This is a genomic window from Xanthomonas sp. JL1, from assembly GCF_038405005.1.
On sequence record NZ_JBBYGR010000044.1, the window covers coordinates 15074 to 30563 of the forward strand.

Consider the following 15490-nt stretch of genomic DNA (forward strand, 5'->3'; position numbering starts at 1 on the left):
ACACCGAAGGAATTATCCATGTCCGTTTTGATTAACAAGAACACCAAGGTGATCGTGCAGGGCTTTACCGGCCAGCAGGGCACCTTCCACGCTACCCAGATGGTCGAGTACGGCACCCAGGTCGTCGGCGGCGTCACCCCGGGCAAGGGCGGCACCACCCACATCGACCTGCCGGTGTTCAACACCGTCGCCGATGCAGTCAAGGCCACTGGTGCCGATGCTTCGGTCATCTACGTTCCGCCGCCGTTCGCGGCCGATGCGATCCTGGAAGCCGCTGCTGCCGGCATCAAGGTCATCGTCTGCATCACCGAAGGCATTCCGGTGCTGGACATGCTGCGCGTCAAGAACGTGCTGACCCGTTCGCATGCGGACACCGTGCTGATCGGGCCGAACTGCCCCGGCGTGATCACCCCGGGCCAGTGCAAGATCGGCATCATGCCGGGCCACATCCACAAGCCTGGCAAGATCGGCATCGTGTCGCGTTCGGGCACGCTGACCTATGAAGCGGTCAAGCAGACCACCGAAGTAGGCCTGGGCCAGAGCACCTGCATCGGCATCGGCGGCGACCCGATCAACGGCCTGAACTTCGTCGACTGCCTCAAGCTGTTCAACGAAGACCCGCAGACCGAAGGCATCATCATGGTCGGCGAAATCGGCGGCGACGCCGAGGAAGCCGGTGCCGAGTACATCAAGAACCACGTCAAGAAGCCGGTGGTCGGCTTCATCGCCGGGGCTTCTGCTCCGGCCGGCAAGCGCATGGGCCACGCCGGTGCGATCGCATCGGGCGGCAAGGGCACGGCCGAAGGCAAGTTCGCGGCGATGGAAGCCGCTGGCGTCAAGACCGTCCGTTCGCCGGGCGATCTGGGTGCGGCGATTGCTGCGCTGGTGAAGTAAGCCTTACCAGTATGGTGCCGCAGAAAGCCGCCTTCGGGCGGCTTTCTGCATTTTTGCTCATGTCTTGCAGTCGTCGCCTCTGAAAAGCCCCCTTTACCACAACGACCAAAGAGCGACAGGTCTTGGGCTGCTCTGCCGACTACCACCTGGGCTGGCTGCTTTGCTGGATCGCGTTTTTGCGGACTCCGATGCAGGCGATGATATGGCCATCCTTGTTGCCGCAACGCGGTCACCCCAGCCTAGCGGGGCTTGAATCGGATTTCTTAGGGGCGACGTGTTAGGTTTAGGTTACCTCTACAACAGTCTCAGGGGGAATGGCATGAAGGTACGCATCAAGGATCTGAGCGTCACGATGGAGCTCGGCAACAATGGGGTCATCTTTGACGTCTACGGCAACGATGAAACATTCTTGGGCGACTTGCGTCTGGGCCGGGGCAAGGTCGAATGGTGTAAGGGCAAAACCAAGTCAGGCAATGGCATTCAAGTGAACTGGACAGAACTGCTCGCATTTTTCGAAGAGGTAGCAGCGAAGAAGGTTGCGAAAAAAGCGGCGAAGAAAGGTACCAAGAAGGTTGATAAGGGCGCCGCATCCAAGGCGAAGACAGAAGGGCCTTGAGGCGTATGATGGTCAATCGCAGGCGCTAGTATCCGCGATTGACGCTTGAATGCTCTCAGTGTTTTCGTATTCGTTGGATAACGCCTGCCATTGTGATGCGGGTAATTTCGCTGCTTCATGCCAGGCCGTAGCGCTCGCCCATCGTGGTCTGTAAACGAACTGTGTAAACGATTTTCACAGCGCCGCCGCCAGCGGCACCTGTTCCTCACCGAACATCAGCTGGAAACTCTGCAACATCGGCTTCCAGTGGTGGAGGCTCCTCCAGCCACTGAATAAAGCCTGTTGTGCACGGCGGATGTCGGGAGCTGGCGATCGGCCGCGATGCCGGGGGCTATCTGCCGTTCTATCGCGACGCCCCGTTTGGACGACACCGTGTATGTGCTGGCGATCCGTTCGCAGCGCGAAGCGGGTTACCTTGAAAGCCTGTTTTGATGGAGTCAGCAGTGACAGCACACACCCTCCGCATCGCCATGGCCCAGTTCGACTTCCCGGTCGGCGGCGTGACGCAGAATACCGACCGCATCATCGAGTACATCGCAGCGGCGCGCGATGAGTTCGAGGCCGACATCGTGCTGTTTCCCGAGCTGGCGATCAGCGGTTATCCGCCGGAAGATCTGCTGCTGCGTCCCGGGTTTCTTGCGCACTGCGAACAGGCGCTGGCACGGATTGCGGCTGCCACGCGCGGTATCGTGGCGGTGGTCGGCTGGCCACAGAGCGCCGGCAGCGTGGTCTATAACGCCGCCAGCGTGTTGCGCGATGGGCGCATCGAAGCCACCTACCGAAAGCGCGAATTGCCGAACTATGCGGTGTTCGACGAGCGTCGTTATTTCGACGTGGACCCGGATGGCGAGAACTGCGTGGTCACGGTCAAGGGCGTGCAGGTGGGCGTGGTGATCTGCGAAGACCTCTGGTTCGCCGAGCCGCTGGCCAACACCGTGAAGGCCGGCGCCGAACTGGTGCTGGTGCCCAACGCCTCGCCATACGAACGCGGCAAGCATGCGCAACGCGATGCATTGCTGGCCGAACGCACACGCGAGAGCGGGGCAGCCATTGCCTATCTCAACGTCGTGGGCGGGCAGGATGCACTGGTGTTCGATGGCGCCTCGGTGGTGGCCGATGGCGACGGTACCGTGCATCCGGCTGCAGCCGCCTTCGTGGACCAGTGGCTGGTGGTGGACTACGCGGCCGGCGAGCGCAGCTTCACGCCGGTGGTATGGGTGGACGACGGCGACGAGAGCATGGACGCGCTGGCCTGGCGCGCGGTGGTGCGCGGGTTGCAGGACTACTGCAGCAAGAACGGCTTCAGCAAGGTCTGGCTGGGCCTGTCCGGCGGCATCGACTCGGCGCTGGTGCTGGCGATGGCAGTGGACGCACTGGGCGGCGACAACGTCACCGCCGTGCGCTTGCCGTCGCGCTACACCGCCAACCTGTCCAACGATCTGGCCGACGAGCAATGCCGCGCGCTGGGCGTGAAGCTGGAGACGGTTGCCATCGAGCCGGCCTTCGAGGGCTTGCTGGCGGCGCTGGGGCCGCTGTTCGCTGGCACCGAGCCGGACATCACCGAGGAAAACCTGCAGTCGCGCAGCCGTGGCGTGATCCTGATGGCGCTGTCGAACAAGTTCGGCGGGCTGGTACTGACCACCGGCAACAAGAGCGAATACGCAGTGGGCTACGCCACCATCTATGGCGACATGTGCGGTGGCTATGCGCCGCTCAAGGACCTGTACAAGACGGAGGTCTTCGGCCTGGCCAAGTGGCGCAATACCGTGGACGGCGCGCCGGTGATTCCGCCAGCGGTGATCTCGCGCCCGCCGTCGGCCGAGTTGCGCGACAACCAGACCGACCAGGATTCACTGCCGCCGTACGATGTGCTCGACGCCATCCTGTACCGCTACGTCGATCAGGAGCAGTCGCGCGACGACATCGTCGCCGCCGGCTACGCCGCAGAGACGGTGGAGCATGTGCTGCGCCTGGTGCGGCTCAACGAATGGAAGCGCCATCAGTCCGCGCCCGGACCCAAGGTGTCGCGGCGTGCATTCGGGCGCGAACGGCGCTATCCGATCACCAACGGGTATCGCGGCCAGTAGCCCGAATGGCTAATACGGTCAGTGGCTTGGTGCACCGGTTGCCGCTTGCGGTGGCCGGTGGTTGGGCGTCGCTGCACGCACCGCGCGGTCTTCGCCATCGCCGCAAGAAAAAAGAGGCCTTGCGGCCTCTTTTGGTGATGCGCTGCGCCTGATTGTCTCAGTCGCGATTCATCTGCGAATTGTTTTGCCCGGTCGCAGCAGATTTTTCGCCGGCAAACGGGTTGAGCTTGCGGATGACCAAGGGATACTTCGGCCAGTTGCCGGTCAGCCACGGATGCTTCGGGTCGTTGAGTTCCAGCACGCGGCGCGCGTCGGCCGCCAGGGTCTTGTTGCCCAGGTGCGTGTAGGCCTCGGCCAGCACCGCAACGGCGTCGTACTGATAGGCGCTCTGCGGATAGGTTTCCAGCAGATAGTTGGCGCGGCCCGCAGCAGACACCCAGGCATCGCGGCGCAGGTAGTACAGCGCATTGTCCAACTCGTGCTGGGCAAACACGTCGCGCAGCTCGATCATCCGCTTGCGCGCGTCGGCGGCGTAGCGGCTGTTCGGGTAGCGGTCGGTGACGGTATTGAAGTCGTTATAGGCCTGCTGCGGCGACGACAGGTCGCGGCGGCTCGGGTCCAACGACCACACGTGGCGCAGGAACACCGTGTCGCGATTGCTGTTGGCCAGCCCGCGCAGGTAGTACAGATACGCGATGTTGCGGTGGGTTGGGTAGGTCCGGATGAAGCGGTCGACGCTGGACACGGTATCGTCGTGCTTGCCGGCCTTGTACTGGGCATAGGCGCTTTCGATCATCGCCTGCTCGGTGTACGGGCCATACGGGTACTGGGCGATCAGGTGCTTGAAGCTGGCTTCGGCACCCGCCCAGTTACCTTTTTCCATCAAATTGTGGGCCTTGCCGTAGAGCTGCTCGACCGGCATGCCCTCGTCGGGATTCTTGTCCTTGGCACCGCGGTGGCAGCCGGTGACGACGAACGCCATGACCAGCATGAGGGCAATCAGGCGCGCAGGCGCGGAAAACGTGGACCGTCGGATCATGGGTCTGGGCAGGACGCATCAGGAAAACGAGAGCGCGATGATAGCCTAGTGGCCTGTCCGGCGACTGACTCTTGCCGCCCGAACCCACAAACTCCCGCTTTTGCCTGAGTGCCCGTGTCCATGTCCGACCCATCTGCCGACCCCCTCGACCCGTCCATCCGCCAGGCGATCGTGCCCGACAACGCCGCCGGACGCCGTTTCGACGCGGTGCTGGCCGAGTTGTTCCCCGAATTCTCGCGCTCGCGACTGTCGGAGTGGATCAAGTCCGGCGACGCCCTGCTGGACGGCGCCATGGCGCGCCCGCGCGACACCTTGCGCGGCGGCGAGAGCGTGCAGGTGCAAGTGGTGCTGGAGACCCAGACCCATGCCGCGCCGCAGGACATCCCGCTGAGCGTGCTGTACGAAGACGAGCAGGTGTTGGTGATCGACAAGCCGGCCGGCCTGGTGGTGCATCCAGGCGCCGGCAATCCGGACGGCACCCTGGTCAATGCGCTGCTGTTTCGCGACCCTGCGCTGGCATCGGTGCCGCGCGCTGGCGTGGTGCATCGCCTGGACAAGGACACCAGTGGCGTGATGGTGTTGGCGCGCACCGTACAGGCGCAAACCGCGCTGGTGGAGCAGCTGTCCGCGCGCGATGTGCATCGCCAGTACCTGGCGGTGGTGGTGGGGGCGCTGGTCTCCGGCGGCACTGCCAATGCCCCAATCGACCGTCACCCGCGCGACCGCCTGAAGATGGCGGTGCGCGACGACGGTCGCGATGCAGTCACGCATTACCGCCTGCGCGAGCGCTTCCGCGCCCACACCGCGCTGGAGTGCCGCCTGGAAACCGGGCGTACCCATCAGATCCGCGTGCACATGGCGCACCTGAAATCGCCGATCGTCGGCGACCCGCTGTACGGCGGCGCGCTCAAGCTGCCCAAGGGCGCCACCGACGAGCTGGTGCACGAACTGCGCACCTTCAAGCGCCAGGCGCTGCATGCCGAAACGCTGCAATTCCTGCATCCGGTCAGCGGCGAGCCGGTCCGCGCCAGCGCGCCGGTGCCGGCCGATCTGCAGCGCCTGATGACCGCGCTGCGCGAAGACAGCGCACGCGCCGCCGAGTTGGCACGCCACTGAGGTAGCCATGGCCGCGTCCTTCATCCTGCCGGCGCACTGGCCGGCGCCGCCGCGCATCCGCGCGCTGACCACGCTGCGGCATGGTCTGGGCGGCTCGCTGCCGCCGTTCGACACGCTCAACCTGGGCAACCGCACCAGCGCCGAGGGCGATGCGCCCGAGCGGGTGGAGCGCAACCGGGCGGTACTGGCCGAGGCGTTGGTCTTGCCGAGCACGCCGCACTGGCTGCGGCAGGTGCACGGCGTGGACGTGGTACGGGTAGAGGCGCCGCCAGCTGTGCCCGGGCCAACCGACGGTGCAGACAATCTGCCACCAGGCGCGGATGAACCGGTGGCCGATGCTGCAGTGACGTCGGTGCCTGGCGTGGTGCTGGCGATCCTCACCGCCGATTGTCTGCCGGTCGTGTTCGCTGCCGTCGATGGCAGCGAAGTGGCCGCCGTGCATGCCGGTTGGCGCGGGCTGGCCGATGGCGTGCTGGAGCGCAGCGTCGCCGCGATGCGAACGCCACCGCAGCAGCTGATGGCCTGGCTGGGTCCGGCGGCGGGGCCGCAGGTGTATGAAATTGGCCAAGACGTCTTCGATGCCTTCGTTGCGCACGATGCGCAGGCGCAACACGCGTTTGTCGCCACGCGTCCAGGGCACTGGCGGGTGGATCTGTATGCGCTGGCACGCCAGCGGCTGCAGCAGGCGGGTGTGCCGGCCAACGCCGTGCATGGCGGCGGGTTGTGCACCATTTCCGATCCGCAGCGCTTCTTCTCGCACCGTCGCGATCGCCGCAGTGGACGCATGGCCACGCTGGCCTGGATCGCCCGGTGAGCATCCCGCTGTTCGCCCAGGTGCTGGGGCCTGAGGCGTTCGTGCAATTGCCCGCGCCGGTGCGGGCGTTGCACTCGGTGCAGCAGCGGCAGACCTTTGCCGGGCGCGCACAGATCCAGCGTGGTGGACATGCGTTGGTGCCGTTGCTGGCATTGCTGAGCCGCCTGCCGCATAGCGGCGAGGTGGCGGTGGAAGTGGAATTTCTGGCCGATGCGCACGGCGAGCGCTGGCATCGGCGCTTTGGCGGCATACCGATGCATTCGCGGCTATGGCGCGATGGCAATCGCTTGCGCGAACACCTGGGCGCAGTGCGTTTCGAATTTTCGTTGCAGGCCGATGCGCAATCGCTGTACTGGCAGGCCACACGCGTGTGGGCGTTCGGATGGATTCCATTGCCTGCGCGCTGGTTCCGGCAGGTGCGTTGCCGCGAACACGCCGATAGCGACCGTTACGGATTCCTGGTCGACGTGCACTTGCCGCTGGTAGGGCCGTTCATTCGCTATGAGGGCTGGCTTGAACCGAACTGATCAATCGCTCAATACGCCGCATGCTGCGCCCGCCACCATCGTCTTCGATGGCGTGTGCCTGCTGTGCAACGGCTGGGTCAAGTTTCTGCTGCGGCACGATCGGCGTGCGCGCTATCGCTTTGCGGCCATGCAGGGCCAGGCCGGGCGTGCGCTGTTGCAGCAGCATGGTCTGGACCCGGACGACCCGTTGTCGTTCCTGCTGGTGAACCACAGTGGCGCATGGAGCGATAGCGATGCCCTCGTACGCGTGCTGGCGGGCTTGGGCGGCCTGTGGCGGTTTGCGGCGGTTTGCGGCGGTGTTGTGCATGATTCCGCGTGGCTTACGCGATATCGGGTATCGCCTCATCGCGCGTAACCGCTATCGCTGGCCCAACTCGTAACCGTGTCGACTGCAACCGAACACGGTCGACGTCCGATGCTTCATACCTTTGCAGGCACGGCGGTTTCGATCGCACTTGGCAACCGCTTGCTGCTTTGATGTTGAAACGCGTTTTGCTGTGGAAAGCGCGCAGCGTCATCGGCCACTTGCGGGCATGCACACATCTGTCCCTCGGGCACCTTCTCCCCATGACGCGGGCAATGTCCCTGTGGGAGAAGGGAGCTTCTAGACCTCGGAGAGCGCTTCTAGATAGCGCTGGCGCCAGTGGTTGATGTTGTTCTTGCGCAGGTGATCCATCATCGCGTGCCAGCGTTCGATGCGGCTTACCAGCGGCATGCTTGCTGCCGTCGCAATTGCATCGGCCACACCGTCAAGGTCGTGCGGGTTGACCAGCAGCGCTTCCTTCATTTCATCGGCTGCGCCTGCAAACAGCGACAACACCAGCACACCCGGGTTTTCCGGGTCTTGCGCGGCCACGAATTCCTTGGCAACCAGGTTCATGCCGTCGCGTAACGGCGTGACCAAACACACAGAAGCCGCGCGATAGAAACCGGTCAGGGTGGCGTGGCTGAAGTTCTGGTTGACGTAACGCAGCGGGGTCCAATCAGGTTCCGCATGTCCACCGTTGATGTGGCCGGCGATCTGTTCGAGCTGGCTGCGCAATTGACGGTATTCGGTGACATCGCCGCGCGAAACGGGTGCAATTTGCAAATAAGTCAGGCTGCCGGATTGATCGGGATACCGTTCCAGATAGCGCTCGAAGCCCTGAAAGCGCTCCGGCAATCCCTTGGAATAATCCAGGCGGTCCACACCGATGGCCAACTGACGGCCGCGCAGACTTTCGCGCAGATCGCGCACCGCCTGCTTGCCCACCGACGCTTTGGCTTGGTTGGCAATCAGATCCGTATTGATGCCGATCGGGAACGAGGATGCAGTGAAGCGGCGCCCACCCGGGCCTTCCACCAGATCGCCTTGCAGAATGCGGCCGCCACCGAACAGGCGCACATACGCCTTGAAACGTTCTGCATCGCGCTGGGTCTGGAAGCCGACCAGGTCGTAGGCATAGAACGTGTTGAACAAACGCGCGTGATCGGGCATGGCCTGCACCAGATCGGCCGACGGCATCGGCACGTGCAGGAAGAAACCCATCTTGCAGCCCACACCCAACTCGCGCAGCATCGCGCACAGCGGGATCATGTGGTAATCGTGGATCCACAAGGTGTCGCTGTCTTTCAACAACGGCGCCAGTTTTTCGGCGAACAGCCGATTGACGCGCATATAGCCTTCGCGGGTGGCGCGGTCGTAATCGACCAGGTCCAATCGGAAGTGCAGCAATGGCCACAGCGTGCGGTTGGCGAAGCCGTTGTAGTACGAGTCGATGTCGCGCTTGTTGAGATCCATGGTGACGAAGGTGATGTCGCCTTCGGTCTGCTCGTGCATGCCGCCGCTGTCGCCGCGCACAGTCTTGCCGCTCCAGCCGAACCACATGCCGCCGCGCTCCTTGAGCGCCGCCAACAAGCCAACCGCCAAGCCACCAGCGCGATTTTCGCCAGGCACCGCAACGCGGTTGGATACCACGACCAAACGACTCATGACGCCTCCTGCCAGCTCCGCGACAAGCGCATCGCTGCAATGATCAAGCCAACATGCGAATAGGTCTGAGGGAAATTGCCCCAGGCTTCGCCGTCTTCGAACGATAGATCTTCCGACAGCAAGCCGAGGTGATTGCAGCGCGAAAGGATGCACTCGAACAATTCACGTGCCTCATCCTTGCGCCCGATCGACGCCAGCGCATCGATGTACCAGAAGGTGCAGATGGTAAAGCTGGTTTCCGGCTCGCCGAAGTCGTCCGGTGCGATGTAGCGGTACAGCGCATCGCCATGCTTGAGCACGCGACCGACCGCTTCGACCGTGCGCACGAAGCGGCTGTCGTCATTGGCCACGATGCCGATATCGGCCAGCAGCAGCAGCGATGCATCCAGCCGATGGCCACCGAGCGTGTCGGTGAAATGGCCGTGTTCGTCGCTCCAGGCCTCGTTCAACACGCGCTCGCGGATGTTGTTGGCACGCTCGCGCCAGTAGATGGTGCGTTCCGGCAACGCGAGGCTGTCGGCGATCTTGGACAAGCGATCGCATGCTGCCCAGCACATCGCGGCGGTATAGGTATGCACTTCAGCGCGGCCGCGGAATTCCCACAGCCCGGCGTCGGGCACGTTATGCAATGCATAAGCGCGTTCGCCCAACGGCTCCAGGCGGCGGAAGGTATCCGCATCGCCCTGATCCTTCAGACGCAGGTCGAAGAACAGTTGTGTGGACGCCAGCACCACGCTGCCGTAGACATCGTGCTGCTGCTGGATCCACGCAAGGTTGCCGCGCCGCACCGGGCCCATGCCGCGGTAGCCGTCCATGGTGTCGACTTCGTATTCTTCCAGTTGCGACTCAAAACCGATGCCGTACAGCGGCTGCATGGTGCCGTCTGCGGTGGCGATGTTGAAGATGTAGCCGATGAACTGCTCCATGGTGCGGGTCGCACCAAGCCGGTTGAGTGCACGCACCACGAAGGCGGCATCGCGCAACCAGCAATACCGGTAATCCCAGTTGCGTGGTGTATTCGGCGCTTCCGGAATCGAAGTGGTCATCGCCGCAATGATCGCGCCGCTGTCTTCGTACTGGCACAACTTCAGGGTGATCGCACTGCGGATCACCGCCTCCTGCCAGTCCAGCGGAATGGACAGGTAGCGCACCCATTCGCGCCAGTATTCTTCGGTGCGTTCCTGTGCTTCCTGCACGTAGCCGGTGAGCGAGCGGGTCAGCGATTCGTCCACGCCCAGCACCAGATTGACCGAATGACTGAGCACGAACGGCAGACCATCGCGCACGAAGCGCACCGGCACATCGGTGGTCAGGCGCAGGGTGAATTCCGGCAGCACCCACCGGATGTGGTTGCTGCCCCAGGTGGTGTCCGGCGTGCGGCCACCCCAGTCGGCCAGCGGGCGCGCACGCACGATGATGCGTGGGTTGCCGCTCAGTGGGCGGATCTGGCGAATGATGCTGACCGGCCGATAGAAACGCCCGTTGTTGCGCCAGCGCGGGGCGAAGTCGATGACTTCCACCTCGCCGCCTTTGCTATCGCGCAACACCGTGCGCAGCACGGCGGTATTGGGCAGGTAGTGTTGCTCGCTGCTGACGAAATCTTCCAGTTCCACGGCGAAGTCGCCGCCTTCGGTCTTGGGCGAGAGCAGCGTGCAAAAGGCGGGGTCGCCGTCGAATGCCGGCAGGCAACTCCACACCACACGTGCCTGCCGGTCGACCAATGCACCAAAGCTACAGTTGCCGATGACGCCCAGATCCAGGTTTGGCTTGGTCATGGAGTGCAAACGATCCTGTTGAAGTGAGAGAAGGTGCGCTGTGCTCAGCGACGACGTGCGTTGCGCTGCAGCCACGCGTGGACATCGGCGGTGCCATCGACGCGAAAGCGCGCGCTGGTCTGTACACGATCGCCCACCAGCACGCTCCAGCCGCCGAGCCGGTTGGCTGCGTCGAAGCCGAATTCGTCGGTGAGATCGTCGCCGACGAACACCGGCGTGCGGCCCATGAAGGCGCCGTGCTGCATCAGTTGCTCGACGGCCAGGCCCTTGTTGCTGCCTGCGGGAACGAATTCGACCACGTGATCGCCAGGCTGCAGCCGATAACCGGAAAGCTGTGCGATTTCCTGTTGCGCGAACGCGAGCACTTCAGGGCCGGCCTGCGGCTGCGCGCGCCAGTGCAGTGCCACGCTGAGGCCCTTGTCTTCGACCAGCACACCCGGATGTCGATGCGTGAGTGCCGCAGCACGTTGATGCAGACCATGCAGCCACTCGGAGGTGTCTTGCGGCATGGCTGCACGTGCAGCGACAACGCTGCGCAGTTCATGCCCGTGCAGGCCGGCGGCCGGCAGCAGTAACGGGGCGAACAGGGCATCCAACTGGGCGAGTGGCCGGCCGCTGACCAGTGCGACGGCGCCATTGAGGCGCTCGTTCAGCAGGCCGATGGCCTCGCGCACCTTGGGCAGTAGGCGTACTGCCTCCGGGCTGTGGGCAAAGTCGATAAGGGTGCCGTCCACGTCCAGAAACAATGCACAGGCATCGTCCAGCAATGGCGGCGACGGTAGGGGTGGGGGCGCGTCTGCCATGGGCACATGGTGACGCAGCGGTCGTTAGCGTCAGGTAGAGCGGCTAGCGCAGCGTTTGGCTGTAGAAGCAATGCCAAGCAACGACACCTGCGCTACGCGCGCCAATGAAAGCCACCCGGAGCTGGCCAGTGCGCGTGCGGGATGACGCGGCGGCGCGTTCGCAGATCGCTGCGTCTTGGAGCAAGTGCGCCCGAAAGAGGGGGCATCCGGGGGGCGCGCGTTAGCTCAGCCGCCGGAAGACCGACTGCCAGTGGGCACGGTTGTTATTCCGCTCGCCGTCTCTCGCTCGCATAGCGCAGCCAGCTGGTCGCCCAATTGCGGATTTGTTTCGCGAATAAGCTGGAGCATGGCCGCAATATCCGGATTGTCCGACGCGACCGTCGTGGGGGGGGGGGCGGTGTGTCTTCCCTCCTCTCCACAAGGGATGCCAAGCGTTCCCCCAGTAGCGGGTCTTTCTCGCGGATCGCCCGGAGCAGGCGCGAGGGGTCCGAGTTCTCCGACGGTGCTGCAGGTGCGGCCTGCGAGGTTTCGTTCGGTCTGCCGAAACCGAAGCCCTCCACCAGTGTCCCCAGCGTGTCCAAGGGGACCGGGGTTCTGCTGTTCAAATCGAACAGGCGCAGTGCCTCCGCTGTGCTGGAAGGCGGTGCCGTGGTCGGGTCGCAATCCAAGGTGGTTCCGTCGTGGGAGGGCACAAGCGTAAGGTGCTCGACGAATTGGCACAGTTCGTCCAGATTGCTTCTGTGCCGATCCATCTGCTGGATCCCGCGAAGCATCTCTGCGGCAGTGGGCCTGGGCAACACGCTGCTGTCGCCATCGTGGCCTTGCGTCTGATCCCCATAGCGCTTCATAAGCCCCAGCGGCGAGAGTCCCGGGCCTTGCGTATTGCGGTGGCGCCGGACCCCCCCGGGCAGATTGGTCGCGGCAGGTCGGGATGGCGCGCGGCCAAGGGCGGGCTCAGAGACGGTGCGGTATTCCTCGGACGCTGGCGACACTGCGTGGGGCGTTGCCTCGTCCGCGTGCAATGCGCGCGAGGAGTAGGCGGGATTGGGCTGGACAGGGCGCATAACCGCTCCATGAGCTTCAGGGCGAGAAGGATGTCGCGTTGCCTGAGGCGGGAGGGTTCGCTTTGCGAACGCGCTGCGCAATAGGCGAAAAACGGAGATCGGCTGGAAGTGCTCTGGTCTTTCGACAGCGCGGTTGTGCCGGCACCGTGCCATCACGGTGCCTTACCTTGGCTACGCTCGTTCGCCAGTCGCCTCGCCTCGCATCGCTGCTGATGCGTTCGGCGCTACAGGTGTCGCCGCCTCGGCGTGCGATCAGAAGCTGTAGCGTACTCGGCCATACCAGTACGCGCCGTTGCTGCCGATCGGCGAGAGCACGTCGTAGGGCAGGTTGCCGAAGTAGGCGATGTCGTCGATGGAGCGGTCCGGGTAGTTGTCCAGGATGTTCTGACCGCCGATGGCCAACGTCCACTGCGTGTCCAGGTGGTATTCGGCTTCCAGATCCAGCTGCCATTCGGCACCGTAGGTCTGGTGCGGTGCGAAGCCGCCGCCGAAATCGAACACGCGGGTGGCGCTGCCGTAGCGGTTGACGCGCGTCTGCAGATTCCAGTGCTGATTGCTCCAGTTGGCGGCGAGCGCTGCACGCGTGCGCGGCGCGGCGCCGGTGAGCGTGTTGCTTTCTTCCACGCCGAACAGCACGTACTCCGGATCCAACGCGAGCAACTGCGACGGGGTGGCGATGATGTCTTTCAGTTCGGTCTTGGCGTAGCTGTAGGTGCCGGTCAGCAGCAGGTCGCCGCCGAAGGTGTGCTGGCGCCAGTTGGCGACCAGCTCGGCGCCACGGGTGCGGGTGTTGGCAGCATTGAGGAAATAGCTGGCGCTCTGCACGCCGGTGACGCCGAAGTTCTGCTGGACGAAGTTGGTGAGCGCGTCGCCGGTGATGTTTTCGGACAGCGCGATGCGGTCGTCGATATCGATTTGGAAAAAGTCCAGCGACAGGTCGAAGTGATCGCCCAGCTTGCTGGTGAAACCGAGGCTGTAATTGACCGACTTTTCCGGTGTCAGATCGGTGGCGCCCAGTCCACGCGCGATGGGATTGTTGACCGACAGCAAGCGGCCCTGGGTCAGGCGACCGTCGGCGTCGTAACCGGTGGAGGTTGCTTCGTAACCGATCTGGCTGAGCGAGGGCGCACGCACGTTGTTGGAGATGGCGCCACGCAGCGCAAAGGCCGGGGCGAACGCGTAACGTGCGGCCAGCTTGCCGGTCCACTGGCTGCCGAAGTCCTGGTAATGCTCGTAGCGGCCGGCCAGATCTGTGGAGAACTTGTCGCCGAACTGGCTTGATACGTTTGCGTAGGCGCTGGCCACATTGCGCGACAGGTCGGCTTCGTCCTGCGGGGTGAGCCCACCGCCGGCCTGCGATCCGGTGGGGCGGTCGGTGAACGGGCCGGCCGCGTAGCTGGCCGGGTCGCCGGCATGGGTGCGGTACTGCTCGCGGCGGAATTCGGCGCCGGTGCCGAAGGTGTGCGTGGCACCAACGGCGTCGAACACTCGGGTCAGATCGAAATTGCCCACGGTTTGCGCGAAGGCGAAATCGCCGGTCTTGAAGCGCGTGGTGCTGCCTGGGCCGAGCGATGCATTGAGCGAATTGCGCAGCCGGTAGGTGAAGTCGTTGCGGCCATAGTTGAGGCTGGCATCGTAATCCCAGTTGCCCCATTGCCCGCGCGCGCCGGCCACGATCTGCAGGTCGCGATTTTCGCCTTCGGAAATCGGGCGGTAGCCGTTGGGGTAGATCTCGCGCCAGTTGGCGCTGCTGTCTGGGTAACGGAAGTAATTGGCACCTTCGGAATCGCGCTGGTCGTAGGTGCCGAACGCGTAGAACTCGCCGCTGGCGCTGAACGGAATTTTGGTATTGAGCCAGGCATTCAGGCCCTTGGTGGCCCCATCGCCGAGCACGTAATTGCGCTGCCCCTTGAGCGCCAGATTGGCCGGGGTCTGCTCTTCGAACGGCGGAATCTGGTCGAAGCCGGCGCGGTTGGTGGCTTCGCGATTCTTCAGTTCCAGGCCCACCTTGAAGAAGCCGCCGTCGTCGCCCAGCAGCGTGCCGACCTTGGCGCTGGCGTAGCTGGTCTGGCCATCGGTGATGCGGCGATTGATCGGCGCGACATCGGTGTTGTAGGCGCCGAAGCTTGCTTCCAGTTCGCCGCTCTCGGGGTTGTCGTCCAGGATGACGTTGATGACGCCGGCAACCGCATCCGAGCCGTACTGCGCGCCGGCACCGTCGCGCAGCACTTCGATGCGCTTGATCGCGTTGATCGGGATGGAATTGAAATCCACCGGCGTGGTGCCCTTGCCGATCTTGCTGTCGATATTGACCAGTGACGAGGTGTGGCGGCGCTTGCCGTTGACCAGCACCAGCACTTGATCGGGCGAGAGCCCGCGCAGCTGCGCGGCGCGGATATGGTCGCCGCCGCCAGAGTTGGATTGATGCGGGAAGTTGAAGGACGGCAGCAGCGCCTGCAGCGCGCTGCCAAGCTCGCCGTTGACCACACCGGCCTTGCGGATGTCTTCGGCGGTGAGCACGTCCACCGGCACGGTCGATTCCAGCACGGTGCGGCCGCTGGCCCGGGTGCCGGTGACGATTACGGTGTCCAGGGTGTTGGAGGCCGTATCGGCCTGTTGGGCTTGCGCTTGGGCGCTGAGCGCGGCGGCGACGGCCAGGCCAATCATCGAAAGGGTGGGACGGGTCATGCTGTTCTCTCTCCTGTCAACTGCGAACGAGACGCGCCACGCGGTCGGCATCCGGCCGGGCTGGGCGCAAGGGGGCGGATTTTCAACATGCATCC

General features: G+C 64.1%; 11 protein-coding genes and 3 pseudogenes. 8 read left to right on the top strand and 6 right to left on the bottom strand.

Features of this window, described 5'->3' with window-relative positions; all coding sequences use genetic code 11:
- Positions 1-18: 18 nt before the first annotated feature.
- The 4 genes and pseudogenes from sucD (at position 19) to WJW29_RS09780 (ending at position 3597) form a co-directional block, all read left to right on the top strand.
- Positions 19-894, top strand: a complete 876-nt coding sequence (gene sucD / locus WJW29_RS09765; RefSeq protein WP_011258368.1) for a succinate--CoA ligase subunit alpha — start codon at positions 19-21, stop codon at positions 892-894.
- A gap of 319 nt (positions 895-1213) precedes the next feature.
- Complete coding sequence (locus tag WJW29_RS09770) at positions 1214-1510, top strand: hypothetical protein (RefSeq protein WP_011408075.1); 297 nt, start codon at positions 1214-1216, stop codon at positions 1508-1510.
- A 284-nt stretch (positions 1511-1794) separates the two neighbouring features.
- Positions 1795-1942 (top strand): annotated as a pseudogene (locus WJW29_RS09775) (type II toxin-antitoxin system RelE/ParE family toxin); the annotation flags it as partial.
- Complete coding sequence (locus WJW29_RS09780) at positions 1942-3597, top strand: NAD+ synthase (RefSeq protein WP_011408076.1); 1656 nt, start codon at positions 1942-1944, stop codon at positions 3595-3597. The pseudogene WJW29_RS09775 and the gene WJW29_RS09780, both read left to right, overlap by 1 nt.
- Positions 3598-3754: 157 nt before the next feature.
- On the opposite strand, the gene WJW29_RS09785 is transcribed toward WJW29_RS09780, so the two are convergent.
- The gene (locus WJW29_RS09785; RefSeq protein ID WP_011258370.1) at positions 3755-4636 is read right to left on the bottom strand and encodes an outer membrane protein assembly factor BamD; all 882 of its coding nucleotides are present in this window, start codon (positions 4634-4636) and stop codon (positions 3755-3757) included.
- A 120-nt stretch (positions 4637-4756) separates the two neighbouring features.
- On the opposite strand from WJW29_RS09785, the gene rluD reads away from it, so the two are divergent.
- From rluD to WJW29_RS09805, 4 genes and pseudogenes are all read left to right on the top strand, one after another.
- Positions 4757-5752 (top strand): 23S rRNA pseudouridine(1911/1915/1917) synthase RluD, encoded by a 996-nt coding sequence (rluD, locus tag WJW29_RS09790; protein WP_011408077.1) that lies wholly within the window; start codon positions 4757-4759, stop codon positions 5750-5752.
- Positions 5753-5759: 7 nt separating this feature from the next.
- Entirely contained in the window at positions 5760-6566 is an 807-nt protein-coding gene (pgeF, locus tag WJW29_RS09795; RefSeq protein WP_011258372.1) for a peptidoglycan editing factor PgeF, read from the top strand.
- Between the two features lie 2 nt (positions 6567-6568).
- Positions 6569-7093 carry a DUF4166 domain-containing protein gene (locus WJW29_RS09800; RefSeq protein WP_027703285.1) on the top strand — a complete coding sequence of 175 codons (525 nt, stop codon included), beginning with the start codon at positions 6569-6571 and terminating at the stop codon, positions 7091-7093.
- Positions 7080-7473 (top strand): annotated as a pseudogene (locus WJW29_RS09805) (thiol-disulfide oxidoreductase DCC family protein). The gene WJW29_RS09800 and the pseudogene WJW29_RS09805 overlap by 14 nt, the downstream one beginning before the upstream one ends.
- A 224-nt stretch (positions 7474-7697) precedes the next feature.
- Here WJW29_RS09805 and otsA read toward each other — a convergent pair.
- The 5 genes and pseudogenes from otsA to WJW29_RS09830 form a co-directional block, all read right to left on the bottom strand.
- Positions 7698-9065: an alpha,alpha-trehalose-phosphate synthase (UDP-forming) gene (gene otsA / locus WJW29_RS09810; protein ID WP_011258376.1), complete on the bottom strand. Its 1368-nt coding sequence runs from the start codon at positions 9063-9065 to the stop codon at positions 7698-7700.
- A complete protein-coding gene (locus tag WJW29_RS09815) occupies positions 9062-10840 on the bottom strand; it encodes a glycoside hydrolase family 15 protein (protein WP_011408078.1) in 1779 nt (592 codons plus the stop codon). Before WJW29_RS09815 ends, otsA begins: the two co-directional genes overlap by 4 nt.
- A 44-nt stretch (positions 10841-10884) precedes the next feature.
- Positions 10885-11643, bottom strand: coding sequence for a trehalose-phosphatase (gene otsB, locus WJW29_RS09820; RefSeq protein ID WP_041182043.1), 759 nt, complete (start codon positions 11641-11643; stop codon positions 10885-10887).
- A gap of 225 nt (positions 11644-11868) precedes the next feature.
- Positions 11869-12491: pseudogene (xopY, locus tag WJW29_RS09825) on the bottom strand (type III secretion system effector XopY).
- 468 nt (positions 12492-12959) lie between these two features.
- Entirely contained in the window at positions 12960-15395 is a 2436-nt protein-coding gene (locus WJW29_RS09830) for a TonB-dependent receptor (protein WP_011408081.1), read from the bottom strand.
- Between the last annotated feature and the right edge of the window lie 95 nt (positions 15396-15490).